The sequence below is a fragment of the Microbacterium sp. NPDC058342 genome (assembly GCF_042723935.1).
Taxonomy (GTDB): Bacteria; Actinomycetota; Actinomycetes; order Actinomycetales; family Microbacteriaceae; genus Microbacterium.
Window position 1 is genome coordinate 269,874 of record NZ_JBHXID010000001.1, and the last position, 18,810, is coordinate 288,683.

17 protein-coding genes are annotated in these 18,810 nt (G+C 70.8%); 8 read left to right on the top strand and 9 right to left on the bottom strand.

Annotated elements, in window-relative coordinates:
• Nucleotides 1–3 precede the first annotated feature (3 nt).
• Nucleotides 4–1,584, top strand: a complete 1,581-nt coding sequence (locus ACFWHT_RS01245) for an ABC transporter substrate-binding protein (RefSeq protein WP_378824708.1) — start codon at nucleotides 4–6, stop codon at nucleotides 1,582–1,584.
• A gap of 120 nt (nucleotides 1,585–1,704) precedes the next feature.
• Here ACFWHT_RS01245 and ACFWHT_RS01250 read toward each other — a convergent pair whose 3' ends face one another.
• The 4 genes from ACFWHT_RS01250 to ACFWHT_RS01265 form a co-directional block, all read right to left on the bottom strand.
• The gene (locus ACFWHT_RS01250; protein ID WP_378824711.1) at nucleotides 1,705–2,565 is read right to left on the bottom strand and encodes an alpha/beta fold hydrolase; all 861 of its coding nucleotides are present in this window, start codon (nucleotides 2,563–2,565) and stop codon (nucleotides 1,705–1,707) included.
• 149 nt (nucleotides 2,566–2,714) lie between these two features.
• The gene (locus ACFWHT_RS01255) at nucleotides 2,715–5,198 is read right to left on the bottom strand and encodes a DEAD/DEAH box helicase (protein ID WP_378824713.1); all 2,484 of its coding nucleotides are present in this window, start codon (nucleotides 5,196–5,198) and stop codon (nucleotides 2,715–2,717) included.
• Between the two features lie 71 nt (nucleotides 5,199–5,269).
• Entirely contained in the window at nucleotides 5,270–5,743 is a 474-nt protein-coding gene (locus ACFWHT_RS01260; protein ID WP_378824715.1) for a DUF1772 domain-containing protein, read from the bottom strand.
• Between the two features lie 43 nt (nucleotides 5,744–5,786).
• Nucleotides 5,787–6,599, bottom strand: a complete 813-nt coding sequence (locus ACFWHT_RS01265; protein ID WP_378824717.1) for an SDR family NAD(P)-dependent oxidoreductase — start codon at nucleotides 6,597–6,599, stop codon at nucleotides 5,787–5,789.
• Between the two features lie 56 nt (nucleotides 6,600–6,655).
• Between ACFWHT_RS01265 and ACFWHT_RS01270 the strand changes: the two genes are divergently transcribed.
• Nucleotides 6,656–7,306: a TetR/AcrR family transcriptional regulator gene (locus ACFWHT_RS01270; protein WP_378824718.1), complete on the top strand. Its 651-nt coding sequence runs from the start codon at nucleotides 6,656–6,658 to the stop codon at nucleotides 7,304–7,306.
• Nucleotides 7,307–7,333: 27 nt separating this feature from the next.
• On the opposite strand, the gene ACFWHT_RS01275 is transcribed toward ACFWHT_RS01270, so the two are convergent.
• Nucleotides 7,334–8,137 carry a hypothetical protein gene (locus ACFWHT_RS01275; protein WP_378824720.1) on the bottom strand — a complete coding sequence of 268 codons (804 nt, stop codon included), beginning with the start codon at nucleotides 8,135–8,137 and terminating at the stop codon, nucleotides 7,334–7,336.
• Entirely contained in the window at nucleotides 8,134–8,979 is an 846-nt protein-coding gene (locus ACFWHT_RS01280) for a hypothetical protein (protein WP_378824722.1), read from the bottom strand. The genes ACFWHT_RS01275 and ACFWHT_RS01280 overlap by 4 nt, the downstream gene beginning before the upstream one ends.
• Before the next feature lie 145 nt (nucleotides 8,980–9,124).
• Here ACFWHT_RS01280 and ACFWHT_RS01285 point away from each other — a divergent pair, with 145 nt between their 5' ends.
• The 5 genes from ACFWHT_RS01285 to ACFWHT_RS01305 all read left to right on the top strand — a co-directional run bounded on the left by ACFWHT_RS01285 (nucleotide 9,125) and on the right by ACFWHT_RS01305 (nucleotide 15,116).
• Nucleotides 9,125–10,912, top strand: a complete 1,788-nt coding sequence (locus ACFWHT_RS01285) for a helix-turn-helix domain-containing protein (protein WP_378824724.1) — start codon at nucleotides 9,125–9,127, stop codon at nucleotides 10,910–10,912.
• Nucleotides 10,913–11,067: 155 nt separating this feature from the next.
• A complete protein-coding gene (locus ACFWHT_RS01290) occupies nucleotides 11,068–12,345 on the top strand; it encodes a hydroxymethylglutaryl-CoA reductase, degradative (RefSeq protein WP_378824727.1) in 1,278 nt (425 codons plus the stop codon).
• Nucleotides 12,342–13,283, top strand: coding sequence for a hydroxymethylglutaryl-CoA lyase (locus ACFWHT_RS01295; RefSeq protein WP_378824728.1), 942 nt, complete (start codon nucleotides 12,342–12,344; stop codon nucleotides 13,281–13,283). The genes ACFWHT_RS01290 and ACFWHT_RS01295 overlap by 4 nt, the downstream gene beginning before the upstream one ends.
• A gap of 13 nt (nucleotides 13,284–13,296) precedes the next feature.
• Entirely contained in the window at nucleotides 13,297–13,731 is a 435-nt protein-coding gene (locus tag ACFWHT_RS01300; protein WP_378824730.1) for a hypothetical protein, read from the top strand.
• On the top strand, nucleotides 13,731–15,116 hold the full coding sequence (locus ACFWHT_RS01305) for a tripartite tricarboxylate transporter permease (protein WP_378824732.1): 1,386 nt from the start codon (nucleotides 13,731–13,733) through the stop codon (nucleotides 15,114–15,116). Before ACFWHT_RS01300 ends, ACFWHT_RS01305 begins: the two co-directional genes overlap by 1 nt.
• A gap of 52 nt (nucleotides 15,117–15,168) precedes the next feature.
• Here the strand turns inward: ACFWHT_RS01305 and ACFWHT_RS01310 are convergent, their stop codons facing one another.
• Both ACFWHT_RS01310 and ACFWHT_RS01315 read right to left on the bottom strand, forming a co-directional pair.
• Nucleotides 15,169–16,206 (bottom strand): aromatic acid exporter family protein, encoded by a 1,038-nt coding sequence (locus ACFWHT_RS01310; RefSeq protein WP_378824734.1) that lies wholly within the window; start codon nucleotides 16,204–16,206, stop codon nucleotides 15,169–15,171.
• 126 nt (nucleotides 16,207–16,332) lie between these two features.
• The gene (locus ACFWHT_RS01315) at nucleotides 16,333–16,875 is read right to left on the bottom strand and encodes a purine-nucleoside phosphorylase (RefSeq protein ID WP_378824736.1); all 543 of its coding nucleotides are present in this window, start codon (nucleotides 16,873–16,875) and stop codon (nucleotides 16,333–16,335) included.
• A gap of 199 nt (nucleotides 16,876–17,074) precedes the next feature.
• Here ACFWHT_RS01315 and ACFWHT_RS01320 point away from each other — a divergent pair, with 199 nt between their 5' ends.
• Nucleotides 17,075–18,133 carry a DUF998 domain-containing protein gene (locus ACFWHT_RS01320; RefSeq protein ID WP_378824738.1) on the top strand — a complete coding sequence of 353 codons (1,059 nt, stop codon included), beginning with the start codon at nucleotides 17,075–17,077 and terminating at the stop codon, nucleotides 18,131–18,133.
• A gap of 8 nt (nucleotides 18,134–18,141) precedes the next feature.
• On the opposite strand, the gene ACFWHT_RS01325 is transcribed toward ACFWHT_RS01320, so the two are convergent.
• Entirely contained in the window at nucleotides 18,142–18,807 is a 666-nt protein-coding gene (locus tag ACFWHT_RS01325; RefSeq protein ID WP_378824739.1) for a DNA alkylation repair protein, read from the bottom strand.
• Between the last annotated feature and the right edge of the window lie 3 nt (nucleotides 18,808–18,810).

The window sequence follows — 18,810 nt, forward strand, 5'->3', positions numbered from 1 at the left end:
GCAATGAAGCGATCGCGAACCGGAGCCCGGATCCGCACGATGGCCGTCGCGCTGTCGGCGGTGCTGATCACCGCAGGCTGCTCGGCCGGCGGGACGAATTCCGGCGATGCGTCGACCGTCGAGTTCAACGTCGGAGCCATCGGCCTCGACGTGTCGAACATCGATCCGGGCCGAGGCATGGCCGACCAGGTCAACAGCTACGTGCAGGACTACCTCATGAAGCTGTCGCCGACGGGAGAGGTCGAGCCGAACCTGGCCGAGTCCGTCGAGCAGCCCGACGACGTCACCTACGTGTACACGCTCCGTGACGACGTGACGTTCTCGAACGGCAAGCCGCTCACGGCGGCAGACGTCGTCGCGTCGCTCGACCATGAGCGCAACCCCGAGTTCTCCGAGTCGTGGCGATACGCGGCGATCGCGGACATCGAGGCGACGGACGACCGCACGGTGGTCATCACGCTGAACGCGCCGACGGTCAGCTTCCAGTACGTGCTCGCGATGAACGGCTACATCTTCGACTCCGAGCACCAGGCCGAGCATCCCGACGACTTCGGCATGCCCGGTGTCGGCGTCATCGGCACCGGACCGTACGTCATCGACAAGCTCGACGCGACCAACGGCGTTGTGACGTTCAGCGCGAACGAGGAGTACTGGGGCGAGGAACCCGAGATCGACAAGATCACGCTGACCTCGTTCTCCGACGAGAACAGCGCCGCCCTGGCCTTCCGCACGGGCGAGATCGACCTGGCCTTCCCGGTGGACGTGCGCTCCTTCGAGACCACCGCCGACGTCGAGGCGACGAGCGTCCCGGGGACGCGTCAGGGCCTCTTCATCATGAACAACACGGTCGCTCCCTGGGACGACGTGCATGTGCGGCGCGCCGTGGCCTACGCCATCAACAAGGAGGATCTGGTCAAGGTGATGGGCGGCACCGCCGAGCCGGATTCCACGATCATCCCGCCCACCCAGCTGCTCTCGATCGCCTCGCAGGAAGAGGTCGACGAACTGATGGCGTCCCTGCCGAGCTACAGCTTCGACCTCGACAAGGCGAAGGCCGAGCTGGAGAAGTCCGAGTACCCGGACGGATTCCAGGCCGAGCTGCAGACGGCGGCTCGGGGCGGCTTCGCCGAGGCCTCGCAGGCCATCGCCGGGCAGCTCAAGGAGATCGGCATCGACATCGACGTGAAGGTGCTCTCCGACGCGGAGTACCGGGCGAGCTTCTCGAAGCCGCACACGGCCACGCCGCTCTGGTACACGTACTTCAACAACAACACGCCCGACGCGGGAGGCATGCCGCGACTGGCACTGGACAGTGCGGCGACGGATGTCGGACAGAACAACTTCGCCGACTACGTGAACCCCGAAGTGGATGCCCTCATCAAGAAGGCGGATGCCACGGTCGATCCCGCGGAGCGATTCGCGGCCTACTCGGATCTGCTGCGGATCGTCGCCGATGACATGCCCTACGTGCCCCTGTTCGCAGGAGACATCAACATCGCGCTCTCGGACGGATTCGAGTGGCCGGAGTTCAACGCCTACTCGACGGACCACACGCCGTTCATCACGCAGATCTCGCCGAAGTAGCACGCACGATGTGAAGAACCCGGACGGCCCCCTGAGGCCGGCCGGGTTTCTTCGCGTCTGCGGCCGGGTGGAGCGGCGTGCTGCGCCCGTGAGGCGCTGGCCGCTCCGTTCAGTCCGCGCTCACGCGGTGAGCATCTCGGTGAAGAGGCGGATCTCCTGCGCGGTGCGCCGCGGGCTCTCCTGCGGAACCGAGTGCCGTGCGTCGTCGATCTCCACAGACCGTCCGCCCGGGGTGATCGCGGCGATCCGCGCGCACTCGTCGACGAGAAGGCGGCGCTGCGGGTCGCCCTGCGCATCCGCGGTACCGGCGAGATACCGCAGCGGCACGGGCGACGGCTCCGCCTCGATGCGCCGGAGGCGGTCCCGGAGCCCGGCCATCTCCTCGATCTCGCGCAGGCTGGTGGCGAGGTTCTCGTCGGTGAGGAGGTCTGCGGTCGCCGACCGAATGTCCTCGGCCGTCATCGGCGGATGCCAGCGGGCGCTGTGCTCCGCCACGAGGGCGTCACGCCCGCCGCGCCGCACGCGCTCGGCCATGCGCCGGTAGAGCTCGGTGATCTCGCGCAGAAGCTCATCCGTCATGACCGCCGACACCGTCGGGTCGATGAGCATGATGCCCCGCGCGATCCGAGGGGTGTCGTCGACGAGCACCCGGAGCAGCTGCCCGCCCCAGCTGTGGCCGGCGAAGACCACCGGTCCGGCGATGCCGATTGCGTCGAGCAGCATCCTCGTCTCGCCGGCGAGGTTCGCGAGGGTCCGCGGAGCCGCCGACGGCGTGCTGCGCCCGAGGCCGGCGCGGTCGTACGAGAGCGTCCGACAGCTCGCCGACAGCGCTCTCTGCGTACTGACCCAGGTCGCCGCGGGATTGCCCAGCCCCGACTCGAGGACCACCAGGGGGCCGGAACGCCCACCCGTGACGTAGTGGACGTCCCGTCCGTCCGGCAGGCGGACGACATGGTCGCGGAGTTCGTCGGGGTCTGGCATGCGCTCTCCTTCCGAAGACCGCGCGCGATGCGCGGGTCGCGCGCGACGGAGGTCGCCGCTCGGCGCCCTCCGTCCAGTCTCGTCGTGTCGGGATCGACCGGGTAGGACCGCCTGCTTTGGTGTGCGAAAGGCCGCGCTTGGGGACGCGGTCAGAGCCGGCCGACGCCGGTGACGTGGATGACGGCCTCGCCAGCTTCGTCGGATGCCGCGAGCTCGACCGTCGCGGAGATGCGCCAGTCGTGGTCGCCGGCCGGGTCGTCGAGGATCTGGCGCACGGTCCACTCCGCCGCACCCTCTTCGATGATCAGCAGCGCCGAACTGCGGGCGTCGGGGCCCGTGCCGATCTCGTCGTGCTCGGCGAAGTACGCGTCGAGCGCGGCGTCCCAGCCGTCGGCGCCGAGGCCCGCATCCAGCTCGGCGAGAGCCTCGACGTCCTCCCGCGCGGCCAGCTGCACCCGACGGAACAGCTCATTGCGCACGAGGATGCGGAACGCCCGCACGTTCGTCGTCACCCTCTTGGGCGCGGGCGGCACGACCGGCTCTTCCTCCGGACCGGCCGGCAGTCCGCTGACCAGCGACTGCCACTCGTCGAGCAGACTCGAGTCGACCTGACGCACGAGCTCGCCGAGCCACTCGATGAGATCGCGCAGCTCTTCGGTCTTGAGGTGCTCGGGGATGGTCTGCGACGCCGCGCGGTAGGCATCCGAGAGATAGCGGAGCACCACGCCCTCGGAGCGCGCGGTCTTGTAGAAGGCGACGTACTCCCCGAACGACATGGCCCGCTCGTACATGTCGCGCACCACGGACTTCGGGTGCAGCTCGAAGTCGCGGATCCACGGCTGTGCGGCGCTGAAGGTCTGGAACGCGACGCCCAGCAGTTCCTCCAGCGGCTTGGGCCAGGTGATCTGCTCGAGCAGCTCCATGCGCTCGTCGTACTCGATGCCCTCGGCCTTCATCGCCGCCACCGCCTCTCCACGGGCGATGAACTCCTGCTGTGACAGGATCGCGCGGGGGTCGTCGAGCGTCGACTCGACGATGGAGATCATGTCGAGCGCGAACTGCGGCGAGTCCGGGTCGAGCAGCTCGAACGCCGCCAGCGCGAAGGGGGAGAGCGGCTGGTTCAGCGCGAAGTTCGGCTGCAGGTCCACCGTCAGGCGCACGCCGTCCGGGCCGACCTCGACCACGCCCGATTCGAGCAGGGTCCGAAAGATGCCGAGCGCTCTCAGCGCCAGCATCCGCTGCCTCTGCCGGGGCTCGTGGTTGTCGTACACCAGTGCGCGCATGTTCGCGAAGACGTCGCCGCCGCGCGCGATGACGTTCAGCATCATCGCGCTGGTGATCTGCATGTGGGAGGTGAGGGTCTCGGGCTCCGAGTCGATCAGCTTGCGGAACGACGGCTCACCCCACGACACGAACCCGTCGGGGGCCTTCTTGCGGATGATCTTGCGCTTCTTCTTCGGGTCGTCGCCGGCCTTGCGGATCGCGGCGAGGTTCTCCGTCTCGTGCTCCGGTGCCTGCGCGACCACGGTGCCCGCCGTGTCGAAGCCGGCCCGCCCCGCACGGCCGGCGATCTGATGGAACTCGCGTGCGTTCAGCTGCCGCATCCGCTGCCCGTCGAACTTGGTCAGCGCCGTGAGCAACACGGTGCGGATCGGCACGTTGATGCCGACGCCGAGGGTGTCGGTTCCGCAGATCACCCGCAGCATGCCGCGCTGCGCGAGCTGCTCGACCAGCCGCCGGTACTTCGGCAGCATGCCGGCGTGGTGCACACCGATGCCGAGTCGCAGCAGACGGGAGAGGGTCTTCCCGAACGCCGTGGTGAACCGGAATCCGCCGATCAGCTCGGCGATGGCGTCTCGCTGCTCGCGCGTGGCCACCTTGGCGCTGGCGAGGGCCTGCGCCCGCTCCATGGCCGCGGCCTGGGAGAAGTGCACGATGTACACCGGCGCCCGATCGGTGTGCAGCAGGTCCTCGATGGTCTCGTGGATCGGGGTGGTCTCATAGAAGAAGTGCAGCGGAACGGGTCGCTCCACCCCGGTGACCACGGCCGTCTCGCGGGCGGTGCGGCGAGTGAGGTCGGATGCCAGCTCCGTGACGTCGCCGAGGGTCGCCGACATCAGCACGAACTGCGCCTGCGGCAGCGTCAGCAGCGGCACCTGCCACGCCCAGCCGCGGTCGGGATCGCCGTAGAAGTGGAATTCGTCCATGACGACCTGACCGACGTCGGCATCCGCACCCTCGCGCAGCGCGAGGTTCGCGAGGATCTCGGCCGTGCAGCAGATGATCGGCGCGTCGGCGTTCACCGAGGAGTCGCCGGTGACCATCCCCACGTTCGCCGCGCCGAACACGTCGACCAGGCTGAAGAACTTCTCGCTGACCAGGGCCTTGATGGGTGCCGTGTAGAAGGTGCGCCGGCCGTCGGCGAGGGCGGCGAAGTGCGCCCCGACGGCGACGAGCGACTTGCCGGTGCCGGTGGGGGTGCTGAGGATGAGGTTCTGGCCCGAGACGATCTCGATGATCGCCTCGTCCTGGGCGGGGTAGAGGCTGAAGCCCGTGGACTCCGCCCACTCGACGAAGGCCGTGTACACGGCATCCGCATCGGCGTCGCGGACGGAGGCGGGATCGAGAAGCATGATGCTTCGATCCTTTCACCCCGTCCGCGATGCCGCGCCCACCCGGCCGGCCGACGGGCGGGCGCGGCGGGTCAGCTCAGCGCGAGCACCGCGCAGAGCAGAACGACTGCGGCGCCCTGGATGACGGCGCGCAGCGTGATGATCGACTCCCAGCGGTCCTGGAGCGCGCGGGCGTCCGCGGGGACCTCGTGGGCGAGCGCGGCGGCGCTCAGCCGCGCATTGATCGGCTTCGAGATGCGCGCGAACAGCAGAAGCCAGATCAGCAGCAGCAGCAGGGCGACCGCGGCGAGGATGCCCGGCAGCAGCATCCCGGCGATCAAGGCGAGCGCCGCGGTGATCGCGGTGCAGACGACGCCGAGGATGCCGGCGACCGGCAGCCTCCGGTCGCCGAAGTGATGCCCTCGGCCGACGGCCTGCACGAGGGTGTGCTCGTCGACGCTCGCGTAGACGGGTCGGAGCACGACGGCGGCGAGCACGTCGGCGCCGAAGATGACGCCGATGCCCAGCAGGGCGATGGTGGCGGATGCGGCGATGGCGATGTCCATGGTCTCTTCTTCCTCTTCGGTCTGTTCTGTGGGGCGATGCGGCTCAGGCGTAGCCGAACTGCTTGCGGGTCATGGCGTCGAACGCGCGGTCGGGCAGCAGGGTCGCGAGGGCCACGGCGATGTTCGCGCCGGGGCCGATCCGGTAGCGCGTGCGAGGTCGCGACGTCGTCGCCGCCTTCGCCACGAGCTCGGCGACGGCGTCGACGCTGGACATCTGCCTGGCAACGCCCGGGCCGGCGAAGTACCGGCGCATGGCCGCGGCCATCGCGGCGTAGGGACCGTGCGCCGAGGTCTGCTCCAGGCGCTCCATCGCGTTGTCGTGCCAGTCGGTGGCGACGTAGCTCGGCTGCACCAGGGTGACGTCGACGCCGAACCGCGCGACCTCGCCGCGCAGCGAATCCGACAGCGCCTCGAGGGCGAACTTCGACGCGTGATACCAGCCGCCCAGAGGTGCCGCGAACTCGCCGGCGAGCGACGACACGTTCACGATCCGGCCCCGGCCGGCCTCGCGCATACCGGGCAGCACGGCCTGGATCAGCCCGACCGCCCCGAGCACGTTCACCTCGAGCTGTGCGCGCGCGTCGGCCAGAGATGTCTCCTCGACGCTGCCGAACTCGCCGTACCCCGCACAGTTGATGAGGACATCGATCGGGCCCGAGGCGGTGGCATCGGCGACTGCCCGGCGGATCGAGTCCTGGTCGGTGAGATCCAGCTGCACGGGGACGACCCCGGCGATCCTTCCGATCGCGGTGGTGCCGCGCGCCGCACCGTGGACGGTCATCCCCCTGCCGGCGAGGATCTCCGCGGCGCGGGCTCCGATACCGGACGATGCACCGGTGATGAGGACGTTCGTCATGTCTGCTCCTTCACTGTGAATGATATTCACTGATCGGGTACGTTACAGTGAACGTCATGCACAGTCAAGGGGATCGCGCGCTTCGGCAGCTCTGGGGGGTCGAGGCCCCGGCCGCACGCGGACCGAAGGCGCGGTGGAGCCTGCGCCAGGTCGCCGAGGCCGGCGTCGCGCTCGCCGACGAATCCGGGCTCGACGCGGTCTCCCTCGCGCGCGTCGCGGCACGGCTCGAGATGACCACGACCGCGCTCTACCGCTACGTCGACGCGAAGTCCACGCTCATCGATCTCATGGTGGATGTCGCCGTCGGCCCTCCTCCCGGCATCACGGGACCGGATTGGCGCAGCCGGTGTCGCACCTGGACGGAGCTGCTCGCAAAGCGCTATGCGCGGCATCCCTGGCTCTCCGACGTCGCGCCGGCCGGAATGCCCACTCAGCCCTCCGCCTACGCCTGGATCGACGCCCTGGTCGCGGCGATCGCCGCGGATGCCCCGGCTGAGCCGCTGCGGATCGCGCTCCTGCTCGACAGCCTGATCCGCACCTACGCCGCCCTGGAGAGAGGGCTCACCGGCGCCCCGCCCCCGGCGTGGCTCGGAGAGGCGGTCGCCGAGCGCTTTCCGCGGCTGGGCGGGGTCGAGCAGCAGAACGTCGCCGACGCGCGCGCCGAGCTCGCCTTCGCCGTCGACGCGGTGCTGCGCGGAATCGGCTGACCGCCGCCGCGCGCCGGTGCGCTCGCCTCACTGCAGATCGAGCTCAGGCCTCAGGAAGACACGCACCTCGGCATCCTCCGGAAGCGAGACGAAGTCCTCCGGCGGCTCCGCTGCCACCCCCTGCGCGGTGGGCCGCAGGTAGCATCGCCCGGCGAAGGCGGAGCCCTTCAGGTCGATGGTCGCGTCGCACACCCCCACCATCTCGTCACCGACGAACGCGGCGACGTCGGCCCACGGCCAGTCCGGCACCGGATCCAGCGTGGAGGGCAGCACGAACTCGACCTCGCCGAACTCCCGGTCGACGGTCAGCTCGGCGGTGCCGACCGAGCCCGAGTACGGCGAGGCCTCGGCGCTGATGTGCGTCTGCTCGACGAGGATCGATGCCACCTCGGCCGCATCCGCTCGCAGGTTGATCACGTCCAGGATCCCCTCGCCGCCGGGCAACAGGTCCGCGCTGCCGATCGCACGATCCAGGACGCGTCCGTCCTGGTCGTACGCCGTGACGTCGTAGAACGCGCTGACAGCCTGCGAATCCGAGGCGTTGCCGACCGGCGCGTACAGCGTCGTCTCGCCGTCGACCCAGGGCGTCGCCACCCAGTCTCCGAACTCGAGCGCCGTCTCGGCGACGGTGATCGGGATGTCGTGCACGGTCTTCGCCTCGGCGGTCGCAGTGGCGGAGGGTGTTGGCGATGCGCCGGGCGCGGCCGGGGCTGTGTGCCGGCCCAGCATGCCGAACAGGATCGCTCCCGTCGTCACCGCCGTGCCGAGCAGCACCACGGCGGCGACGCACAGGGCGATCAGGGGCCCGCGTCTCGATGGCAGCGCGCTCACAGCGGTGTGTCCAGGGTGTAGTAGGCGGTGAACACCGCGTCGTCCGGGAACGTGCCGATCGGCTCCGGGGTGTCGCGGGAGGTGGGCTCCAGGGTGCAGCGGGCCCGGAAGCCGCCGGTGGCGGGCAGGTCCCAGAAGTCCCAGCAGACGGCGAAGACCTCGTCGCCGACCGTGCCGATCAGGTACACCGTCGAGAAGTCGGCCTCCGCGCCGAGCGACGAGGTGAACGAGCCCTCGATCACACCGCCGTCGCCGCCGCGGACCTCGTCCAGGGTGAGCGTGCCGGTCGTGATCGGCGGCGCGTATTCCAGGCTGAGCTGCTCGACCGAGATCGAGGCGACACCCAGCATGTTCTCCCTGAGCACGCTGCTGAAGAGGGTGGTCTGACCGGGCAGGACGTACTCGTTGTTCGTCCATCGGCTCAGCAGGACGTGGTCCTCGTCGTAGAGGCTGACGTCGAAGAACGCGGTGAAGGCCCGCTTCTCGTCGTCGTTGCGGATCTGCGAGTACAGCGAGGTGAAGCCCTGGGCATCCGTGCTCGACATGAAGAAGTACCCGAACTCCACGTCCGAGACGACCGACACCTCCCGCCCCTGCACGACGCGGTCGGGCTCGGCCTCCGGCGTGGACGCCGTCGCCGTCGGCGTCGGTTCGGGAGCAGCGGTCGCCGAGACGGCCGACAGCACGAGCGCGCCCACGCCGAAGCCGATCGTCGCGAGCATGAGCACGGCGCAGGTGATCGCCAGCGCCACCAGCAGGGGCCGGCCGCCCGCCGGCCCGGGTGCGGGCGGGGCGGGCGGTGCGTCCTGCGGATCGCGGCGCGGAACCTCCGGTATCGACATCTCGGCCTCCCTCCTGCCGGTGAGCCTACCCAGCCGCCGTCCCAGCGCCGATGGGCTGATGTACCCACGCGGATCACCGGGACGGCGCAGCGGTGCGCCTGCGCGGGCGCACGGGGCGGGGCGGGGCGGGGCGAGAATGGGGAGCATGACCTCGGAACTGGCGGCCGTGCTCCGCGCCATCAGCGACGGCGCGGACGTCGACCCCGAACGGATGCGGGCCGCCCTCGCACACGACCCGGGTGCCGCCGACGTGCTCGTCGAGCTGGGCCACCGCGTCGAGGCGCTGCGCACCCGCAGCGCCGAGCTGCGCGTGATGATGTCGTCGACCCGGGAGCTGCTGGCCGAGCCCGACGCGGATCTCATGCTGCAGCGCATCGTCGAGCGCGCACACGAGCTGATCGATGGAGATGTCGCCTACCTCTCGGTGTACGACCCCGAGCACGACGAGCTGCACGTGCGCGCGGCCAGCGGCACCATCTCGTCGCGCTTCCTCGGCATGGTCGTGCCCGCGGGCGTCGGTCTCGCCAGTCGTGCGGTTCGCACCCGGCATCCGCAGTGGGTCCAGGATTACGCGTCGATCACCTCGGTGCCCCACGACCCGGTCGTCGACGCGATCGTGCGCGAGGAGCAGCTCCGGGCCATGCTGGGCGCGCCCCTCGTGGTCAAGGGCGAAGTGCTCGGGGTGCTGTTCACTGCGAGCCGCGAGGCGCGAGTGCACCGGCCCGAGGAGATCTCCCTCCTCTCGGCCTTCGCCGGGCACGCCGCGCTCGTGCTGCACCTGGCGCGGCTGCTGGCGGACGCCACGGCGGCGACCGCCGACGCCGCGTTCCGTCAGCAGCAGGCCGAATGGGCGGCGGGGCTCCACGCCGAGCTCACCCGGCTGGCCGTGATCGGCCACGACGCCGACGCCATCGTGGGGGCCCTGTCGGACGCCCTCGGGCGGCGGGTGACGTTCCAGGAGGGCCAGAGTGCACGAGGAGCGGTCGGACGCGCGGTCCAGGACGCCGGGGAGAGCGGCCGGGCGGTGGTGCTCGAGGACGGTCCGATCGAACTGGTCGCCCCCGTCATCGACGCGACCGAGACGCCGGGTGCTCTCGTGGTCGAGCGCGGGCCGACGGCCCTGACGCCGGTGGAACGGCGCACCGTCGAGCGCTCGGCGCTGACGGCAGCTCTCGTGCTGCTGCGCCGTGACGCGCTCGCCGACGCCGAGGAGCGGGTGCGCGGTGAGCTCGCGACCGAGCTGCTCTCCGACACCGTTCGCCGCGAACCCGCACTCAAGCGCGCGGCGGCCCGCGGCTATCCGGTCGACGGATCCTGGACCGCCGTCGCGGTGCGCTGCGCGCCCGACTCCCGCGCGCGCCTGCTGAGCCGTCTTCGTCTGCGGGCGGACTGGCTCGTCGCGGCGGACGGCGACGGAGTCGCGGTCCTCACGCCCGGCCCGTCCGAGCAGGCGGCCGGCGCCGTCCGCGAAGCGGCAGGAGCCGAGTCGGTGCTCGTGGTCACGACCTCGGGCGACGACCTCGGTGAGGCGGCCGACGCATTGCCGGGCGCCTGGGAGGCGGCCCGGTTGGCGCACGGCCTCGGGATCACCGCGGGGATGCTGGACGCCGCGACGCTCGCCCCCTACGCGCTGCTCTTCGACGGAGACGGCACCCGGCTGGCGCAGTTCATCGACCGGATGCTGCAGCCCCTCGTCCGGTGGGATGCGGCCAAGAGCACCACGCTGTTCGAGACGCTCGTCGCCCTGTTCGACGCGCAGTGGTCGATGGCGGCGGCGGCCAGGACGCTGCACGTGCACGTGAACACCCTCAAGCAGCGCGTCGGCAGGATCCGGAAGCTGCTCGGCACCGCCCTGGACTCGGGCGAAGCCCGCTTCCGGCTCGAGATGGCCGTACGCGCCGAACAGGCCCGTCGCGAACTGAATCGCACATAGCCGACCGCCTCACAGTGTGCGGAACGGACCTGTCCGCCGGGCGTCCGGACTGGTTAGCTGTCAAGCTGGCGGGCGGCCCACCCGAAACGGTCGCCGCCGCACGACCCCGGCAGCGGCGCCCTCCCGTCCGCTCCGGCCACAGGAAGGACGACGACGTGGCCACCACATCCCGGCTCAGCGGATTGCGCAACCTCAGCATCACCGACAGGCGAACCGCGGTCACCGAGGCGATCGGAGCGCGAGCGGATCTGCTCGACGCTCTCGACCCGCAGTCCGAGGCCGGACTCACGATGGAGCAGGCCGACCGGATGGTCGAGAACGTGATCGGCCAGATCGGCATCCCCGTCGGCGTCGCGACGAACGTCATCGTCAACGGACGCGAGGTGCTCGTGCCGATGGCGACCGAAGAGCCGTCGGTCGTCGCCGCGGCATCCAACATCGCTCGCATGTCACGCCGCCTCGGCGGCATCCGCACCACCTCGTCCGAGCCGATCATGCAGGCGCAGATCCAGCTGCTCGACGTCGCCGACCCGCACGGCGCCCGCGCTCGCATCCTCGAGCGCAAGGCCGAGGTGCTCGCCCTCGCGGACGCACAGGACCCCAAGCTCGTGCAGATCGGCGGCGGAGCGCGCGACCTGGTGGTGCGCACCGTGCACGGCCTGCTCGACGACCACCTCGTCGTGCACCTGGTCGTCGACGTCGGCGACGCCATGGGGGCGAACGCCGTCAACACCATGGCCGAGGCCGTCGCGCCACTGCTCGCCGAGATCGCGGACGGACGGCCTCTGCTGCGCATCCTCACCAATCTCGCCGACATGCGGATCACCCGCGCCCGCATCGCCATCCATCCCGACGAGCTCGGCGGCCCCGAGATCGTGGCGAACATGATCGCCGGTGCCGCTCTCGCCCACGACGACCCCTACCGTGCCGCCACCCACAACAAGGGCATCATGAACGGCATCTCGGCCGTCGTGCTCGCCACCGGCAACGACACCCGCGCCGTCGAGTCCGGCGCGCACGCCTACGCCGCCCGCGACGGACAGTACCGCTCGCTGTCGCGGTTCGAGCAGGACGCCGCCGGCAACCTCGTCGCCACCCTGGAGCTGCCGATGGCCGTCGGCCTGGTCGGAGGGGCGACGAAGTCGCACCCCGCCGCCCGCGCCGCCGTCGCCATGACCGAGGTCACCACCGCGCGCGAGCTCGGCGAGATCGTCTGCGCGGTCGGACTGGCGCAGAACGTCGCCGCCGTGCGCGCGCTCGCCGCCGAGGGCATCCAGCGCGGTCACATGGGCCTGCACGCGCGCAACGTCGCCGTGGCCGCCGGGGCGCACGCCGACGAGATCGACGCCGTCGCGGCGGCACTCGTGCAGCGCGGCGCCGTTCGCGCCGACGTCGCCGAGGCCGTGCTCGCCGAACTGCGGGCGGCACGATGACGACCGCGCGTGAACTCGGGCTGCCGACGGTCGTGCCCGCCGCCCTCGACACCGACGCCGTCGAGATCTGGGAGGTCGGGCCGCGCGACGGCCTGCAGGCCGAGAAGACGGTGCTCGACGTCGACACGAAGGTCGAGCTGATCCGGCGACTGGCCGGCGCCGGGGCCCGCATCATCGAGGCGGGCAGCTTCGTGCGCGCCGACCGGGTGCCGCAGATGGCCGACTCCGCAGAGGTGCTGACGAGGGTCGGCGACGTCGACGCGCGCACTCCCGTGCTCGTGCCCAATCTGCGCGGGTACGAGCTGGCTCGCACCGCCGGCGCCGACGACATCGCGGTGTTCCTCAGCGTGACCGAGTCGTTCTCGCAGCAGAACCTGGGTGCGTCCCGGGCGAGCATGGAGGACGCGGCCGCCGCCGTCGTCGCCCGTGCGGTCGCTGACGGCGTGCGCGTGCGCGGTTACCTCTCCATGGTGTTCGGCGACCCGTGGGAGGGTGCGGTCGACACGGCCGAGGTGGTGCGCGTGGCGTCCGTCATGCGGGACTGGGGCGTCGAGCAGCTGTCCCTCGGCGACACCATCGGCGTCGCCACCCCCGGCCAGGTGCGCGCCGTCGTGCGCACACTCGTCGCCGAGGGCGTTCCGGCCGGCTCCCTCGCACTGCACATGCACGACACCTACGGCATGGCGGTCGCGAACGTGTACGCAGGACTCGAAGAGGGCGTGCGCGTCTTCGACGCCGCCGCCGGCGGTGTCGGCGGATGCCCCTTCGCGAAGTCCGCGACCGGCAACCTCGCCACCGACGACCTCGTCTGGATGCTGGAGGGCCTCGGCATCCGCACCGGCATCGACCTCGATGCCCTCACCGAGACGAGCATCTGGCTCACCCGAGCGCTGGGCAAGACCCCGGCATCCCGAGTCGCAACGGCGCTGACCCGATAGAGAGGAACTTCCCGTGCAACAGCGAAGACTGCTGGAGGTGTGGGGCGATACGGTCGACGGCCGTCATCTGCTCGGCGCCATCGGATTGGGCGTCGGCATCGCCGTGCCCGTGTACCTGATCGCAGAATGGGGCTTCGACCGGCTCACCGGCGGTGACGCCCTGGGGCGCTCGTACGCCCTGGTGATCGGCCTCGCCGCCTGCGTGATCGCGGCGGTCGTGGCCGCCAACCTGTTCAAGCCGAAGCGCGTGGTCACGATCGGCGAGTCGGCGAACGGTTCGCGCGCCGAGGCGATGGATGCCATCGAGGCCGAGCTCGGACCGCTCGGCGACCCCGACGATCTGCCGCCCGCGGCGCTCGCCGAGGTGAAGGAGCTCGGCCTGTACGACGACCTCGCGGCCCAGCACCGAAAGAACCGGCTCGCCGCCGCAGAAGGGGGCGAACGCTGATGGATGCTCTTCTCGAGCCCACGCTGTGGGCGATCGGCATGGCGCTGATCGGCACGGTCGTCTTCGCCCTCATCGGCCTGGTGTCGGGCACCGACGAGACCGCCACGATCGCTCCGCTCACTCTGCTGGTGATCCTGCTCGGCGTCCCGCCGGCCGGGGTGTTCGCGTTCTTCATGGCATCCATCGCCGCGAAGCACATCACGCACGCCATCCCGACGACGCTGCTGGGCATCCCGGGCGACACGATGGCGGCGCCGCTGCTGCGCGACGCGCAGATGCTGCGCGAGCTGGGCGTGCCGCACATCGCGCTGCGCAAGGCGATCTCGGGCGGTGCGGTGGCCGCGGTCATCGCCGTGCCCATGGCGGTGTTCTTCGCCTGGGTGCTCACCCCGTTCTCCGACGCGATCAGCGCGGTGGCGCCATGGCTGTTCCTCGCAGCCGCACTGATCATCGCGGTGCTTTCGAAGGGGCGCTGGGCGGCTCTGATCGCCCTCATCCCGTTCGTGCTCATCGTCGTCGGCCTGCAGAACTTCGCGGTGGGTGCACTGGGCAAGGGGCTGTCGATCAGCTTCTTCCTCGGCATCGCGATCGGGCCGCTCATCGCGGACCTGTTCCTGGCGGCCAGCCCGGCCGGTCGCGCATCGCTGCTGCGTGACGCACCGCGCTCGTTCGAGCTGGCGGCGGACGTGCGCACATGGAAGGGGCGGATGCCGAACCCGGTCGGCGTGCTCGATCGGGCGCAGCTGGGCGGCACCGCCGGCGCCGCCGTGGTCTCCAGCGCCACGTTCGTCTTCTCGCCGGTCGCGATGACCGTGCTGATGGGCGAGCTGTTCGGGGGACGCATCAAGAACGGCTACCGCCGTCTCACGACGATGATGGCGGTGAAGAACGGCACGACGGAGTCGACGTACATCGCCGAGACGCTCATCCCGCTCATCGCGATCGGGCTGCCGCTGTCGCCGATGGCGGCAGGACCCGCGAACCCGCTGTTCAACGCCCCGCCGGTGTACACGATCGACGCCGAGGCGGGCACGAGCCACAACCTGCACGACATGCTCGCGCCGTGGCAGTTCCTCGTGTTCGGCCTGGCCGCCGTGCTCATCGCGCTGATCATCACCTATCCGTTCGCGATGACCCAGGCGCACCGCGCCGCATCCTGGATCATGAAGAAGGTCTCGCACGAGGCGATCATCGGCGCCTTCGCCGGCCTCATCGCCGTGATCTGCCTGTACGAGGGCGGCTTGATCGCCCTCCTCGTCGCCATCACGACCGGACTGGTGGGTGGACTGCTGAACAAGCTGTTCCACATGCACACCGGTGTGCAGTTCATGGGGTACTACGTCGCGGCGCTCACGGTGCCGGCGATCACGGCGCTGTTCGCCTGACGGACCTCGGGGTCGCCTGCCGTCGTGCAGGCGGCCCCTCGTCCTGATCGACTCAGGTCTCGTCGCGCAGCTCGCCGTGGATGCGGCGCAGATCCTCCATGAGCGATCCGACGAGGATCCAGTGATCGGATGCCGGAGGGCGCACCACCAGCGGCGCTGTGAGCGCGGGGATCACCGAGGTCATCGCATCCGGCTCCGTCGCGGGACCGGACGCCTGCACGGCCAGGCGCACGTCGTGTCCCGCGCGACGGAGCTGCTCGGCGATCGCGTGCACCGTGGGATCGTCGGCGAGGGAGTCCTCGTAGTGATCGTTGTAGGCGCGGGTCATCCCGATCACCTGGGTGACCACGGGCGAGAGCCGGTCGAACAGTGCACGCTGCTCGGTCAGGTCGTCGCGGTGACGTCCGCGACGCGGGTTGAGCGACAGCGACTCCTCGGCCGCGACGAGGGATGCCTCCGCGGCGTCCTTCATCGGTCGCAGCAACCGCGCCTGCAGCATCAGCTCCTGCAGCTGGGGTCCTGTCCTGGTCACCGGAAGGGCCTCGGCGAGACGGTCGAGGGATGCCGCGAGCTCGCGGCCCAGCATCCCGATGTCCCGCCGGGCCGGAGCGGTGAGCACGGGCGGCACGATCGCGACGTTGATGACGAAGCCGATCGCCGCTCCGATCAGCGTCTCGATGACGCGATCGAGTGCGTAGTCGGGGCTCGACGAGCCGAGCGCCAGCACGAGCACGGCCGAGATCGCGACCTGGTTCCCGGTGCCCGGCGAGGCGCGCAGCGCCCACGCGATCAGCAGCGCGACGAGCACGGCGGCCAGCACCACCCAGCTCTGCGCGCCGAGCAGCAGGCTGAGCAGGACGGCGACCACGACGCCCGCGATCACCCCGATGCTGCGCTCGAGCGCCTTCGACAGCGACTGGTTCACGCTCGGCTGCACCACGAGCAGCGCCGCGATGGCCGCGAACACCGGCAGCGGACCCGGGATCAGCCAGCCCGCGATCAGCCAGGCCGCGATCGTGGCCGCGGCCGACTTCAGCACCTGCAGCAGCGGGGCGCGGCGTGCGGAGCGGATCGCGGCGGGGAAGCGCATGGGTCCACGGTAGCCCGGGGCCGCATCGACGCGGGAGGAGAACTCCGTGATGGGAGGAGCATCGCGCGGCGGGTCTCCTCCCGACGCAGAGTTCTCCTCCCGAACGGGTGCCAGGGGGCGGATGCCTCAGGCCGTCGCCGCGCGCAGCGCGATCCGGATCATGTCGCCGAAGGTCTGCTCGCGCTCGAGCGCCGTGGTCTCCTCGTGCGTGACGAGATGATCCGAAACCGTGCAGATGCTCAGGGCGCGGCGCTGCCGGTACGCCGCGAGCGTGTAGAGGGCACTGGTCTCCATCTCCACAGCGAGGGCGCCGTGCGCGACGAGCGGCTCGGTCAGCTCGGGGCGGGTCGTGTAGAACTGGTCGCTCGAGTACAGCAGCCCGACGTGCACCGCCGCATCCAGTTCCATGCCCTCGGATGCCTCGACGGCCGCGCGCAGCAGCGAGAAGTCCGCGACGGGGGCGTAGTCCAGACCGTGGAAGCGGGTGCGGTTGATGCCCGAGTCGGTGCAGGCGCCGTTCGCGATGATGATGTCGCGCATGCCGACCCGCTCGGTCAGGCCGCCGCAGGAGCCGACGCGCACGATGGTCTGCACGTCGTACGAGTCGAACAGCTCGTTCGCGTAGATCGACATCGACGGCTGACCCATGCCCGAGCCCTGCACGGACACGCGGTGTCCGTGCAGGTGCCCGTGAAGCCCAGCATCCCGCGCACCTCGCTGTACAGCTCGGCGTCTTCGAGGAAGTTCTTGGCGATCCACCTCGCCCGCAGCGGATCTCCCGGGAACAGGACGACGGGGGCGATCTGACCGGGCTCGGCGGCGATGTGCGTGCTCATGGTCCCAGCGTATGTCGGCGCGAGGTGGTTCGATGAGGGGCATGGACGTCGAGCGGATGCTGCGCGAGCAGTCGCGCGAGCTCTGGGCGACGGCCCTCTGCTTCGCCGTCGGGATGCTGGCCGGGACGGCCGTGCTGTGGGGCGCGGCCCGGCCGTTCAGCGGTGACGGCTCGGTGATCATCCCGGTGGCCCTCGTGGCCGGGCTGATCGCGGCGACGGCCTTCGTGGTGAGCACTCGTGTGCACCGCGCGGGCGAGACCGCGCCGATGCCCCGCTGGCAGGCCGTCGTCTCGGATGTCAGCGCCGTGGCGGTGACCGTCGCGCTCGCCGGCGTCGTCGGGCTGGGCGTGCTGCTGGCCGGCGAGGTGCTCACCGCCGGACTGCAGGGCCTGCGGCTGCCGGCCGTGGGCGGGGGCGTGGTCACGGCCGTGGCATCCGCATTTGGCGGCCGGTTCGGGTTCCGCGCCGGCATCCGGCTGGGAACGCGCGACGTCGCCGGCCTGCTGGTGTCCTTCCTCGTCATCGGGACGCTGTTCGCGATGCTCACCGCGGCCGATGCGAGCTGGTGGGAGCGCAGCTTCTCGGAGCTGGGCATCGGCGTCGGCGGATGGGCGTTCAACGGCACGGTGCTCATCGCCGGACTGCTCATCGCCACGACCGGCTCCTACGTCGGCCGCGACCTGCACCGGATGCTGGGCGACGCCGCCCTGCGGGGCATCGCCGCCGTCGTGATCACCTGGGCGGGAGCCGGGGTCGCCCTCGCCGGCGTCGGACTGCTGCCGCTCGATCGGATGCCGATCCCGCACGCGGTCGCGGCGTTCGCCACGCTCGCTCTGATCCTGGTGGCCACGATCGTCACGACGGTGCTGATGGGGGAACTGCGGATGCTGCGCGCGCTCACGGTCGCGCTGGTCGTCGGCGTGGTGATCGTCGTGGCTCTCGCCTTCGGGGCGCGCGTGCTCTCGGTCACCGCGCTCGAGGCTGTCATCGTCGGCCTCGTGCTGCTGTGGCTCACCACGCTCGTGCGCCTACTCGGCATCCTCGCTCCCGACGTCTCGCGGCCATCGGCGCGGCGCTCGCCGCTGCGCTGACGGCGGGGTCAGGACCGGCGGCGGACCATCTCGGCGATCCAGGCGGGGGCGAAGGGCGAGGTGCAGTTCGGCGGCACCGGGTAGTCGGCCAGCACCTGCAGACGCTCGCCGATCGCGATGGCGCGCTCGCGCAGGGCGGGATGATGGATGCCGATGTGCGCGAGCGTCTCGTTCATGGCCCACTGCTCGCGCGCGGGCGCATCGCGCAGCTCCTGCTCGATGCGATCCAGCAGGGCGTCCAGGTCCAGCCCGTCGGACCGCTTCGCCACGCGCACCGACGTCAGCGACCACGCGGCGGCCCGTGCGTCGGAATCCGCATCGTCGAACCAGCGCAGCCGCAGATCCTCGGCGCGCGGCGACTTCTTCGCGATGTAGTTCACGAGCCAGTCGTGCGCCTTCGCGCTGAGGGTGCTGCGCAGCATCCGGTCGATCTCGTCGTCCGCCAGCTCGCGCGGCTTGGCCAGGAGCAGTCCCAGCAGCTGCCCGGGAACGTCCCCGGAATCCCAGAGCTCGCGCGCGAGGTCGGTCGAGGTGCCGATTTGTTTCGCGAGCGCGCGCAGCTGCGACAGGTTCACGCCGTGTGCGTCGCCGTGCCGCTCGTTGACCGCCCGCATCTTCGGATCTTCGAGTGCGGCGAGCTCGGCGAGCGCTTCGGCGGCGTTCATCGTCGGCATGTC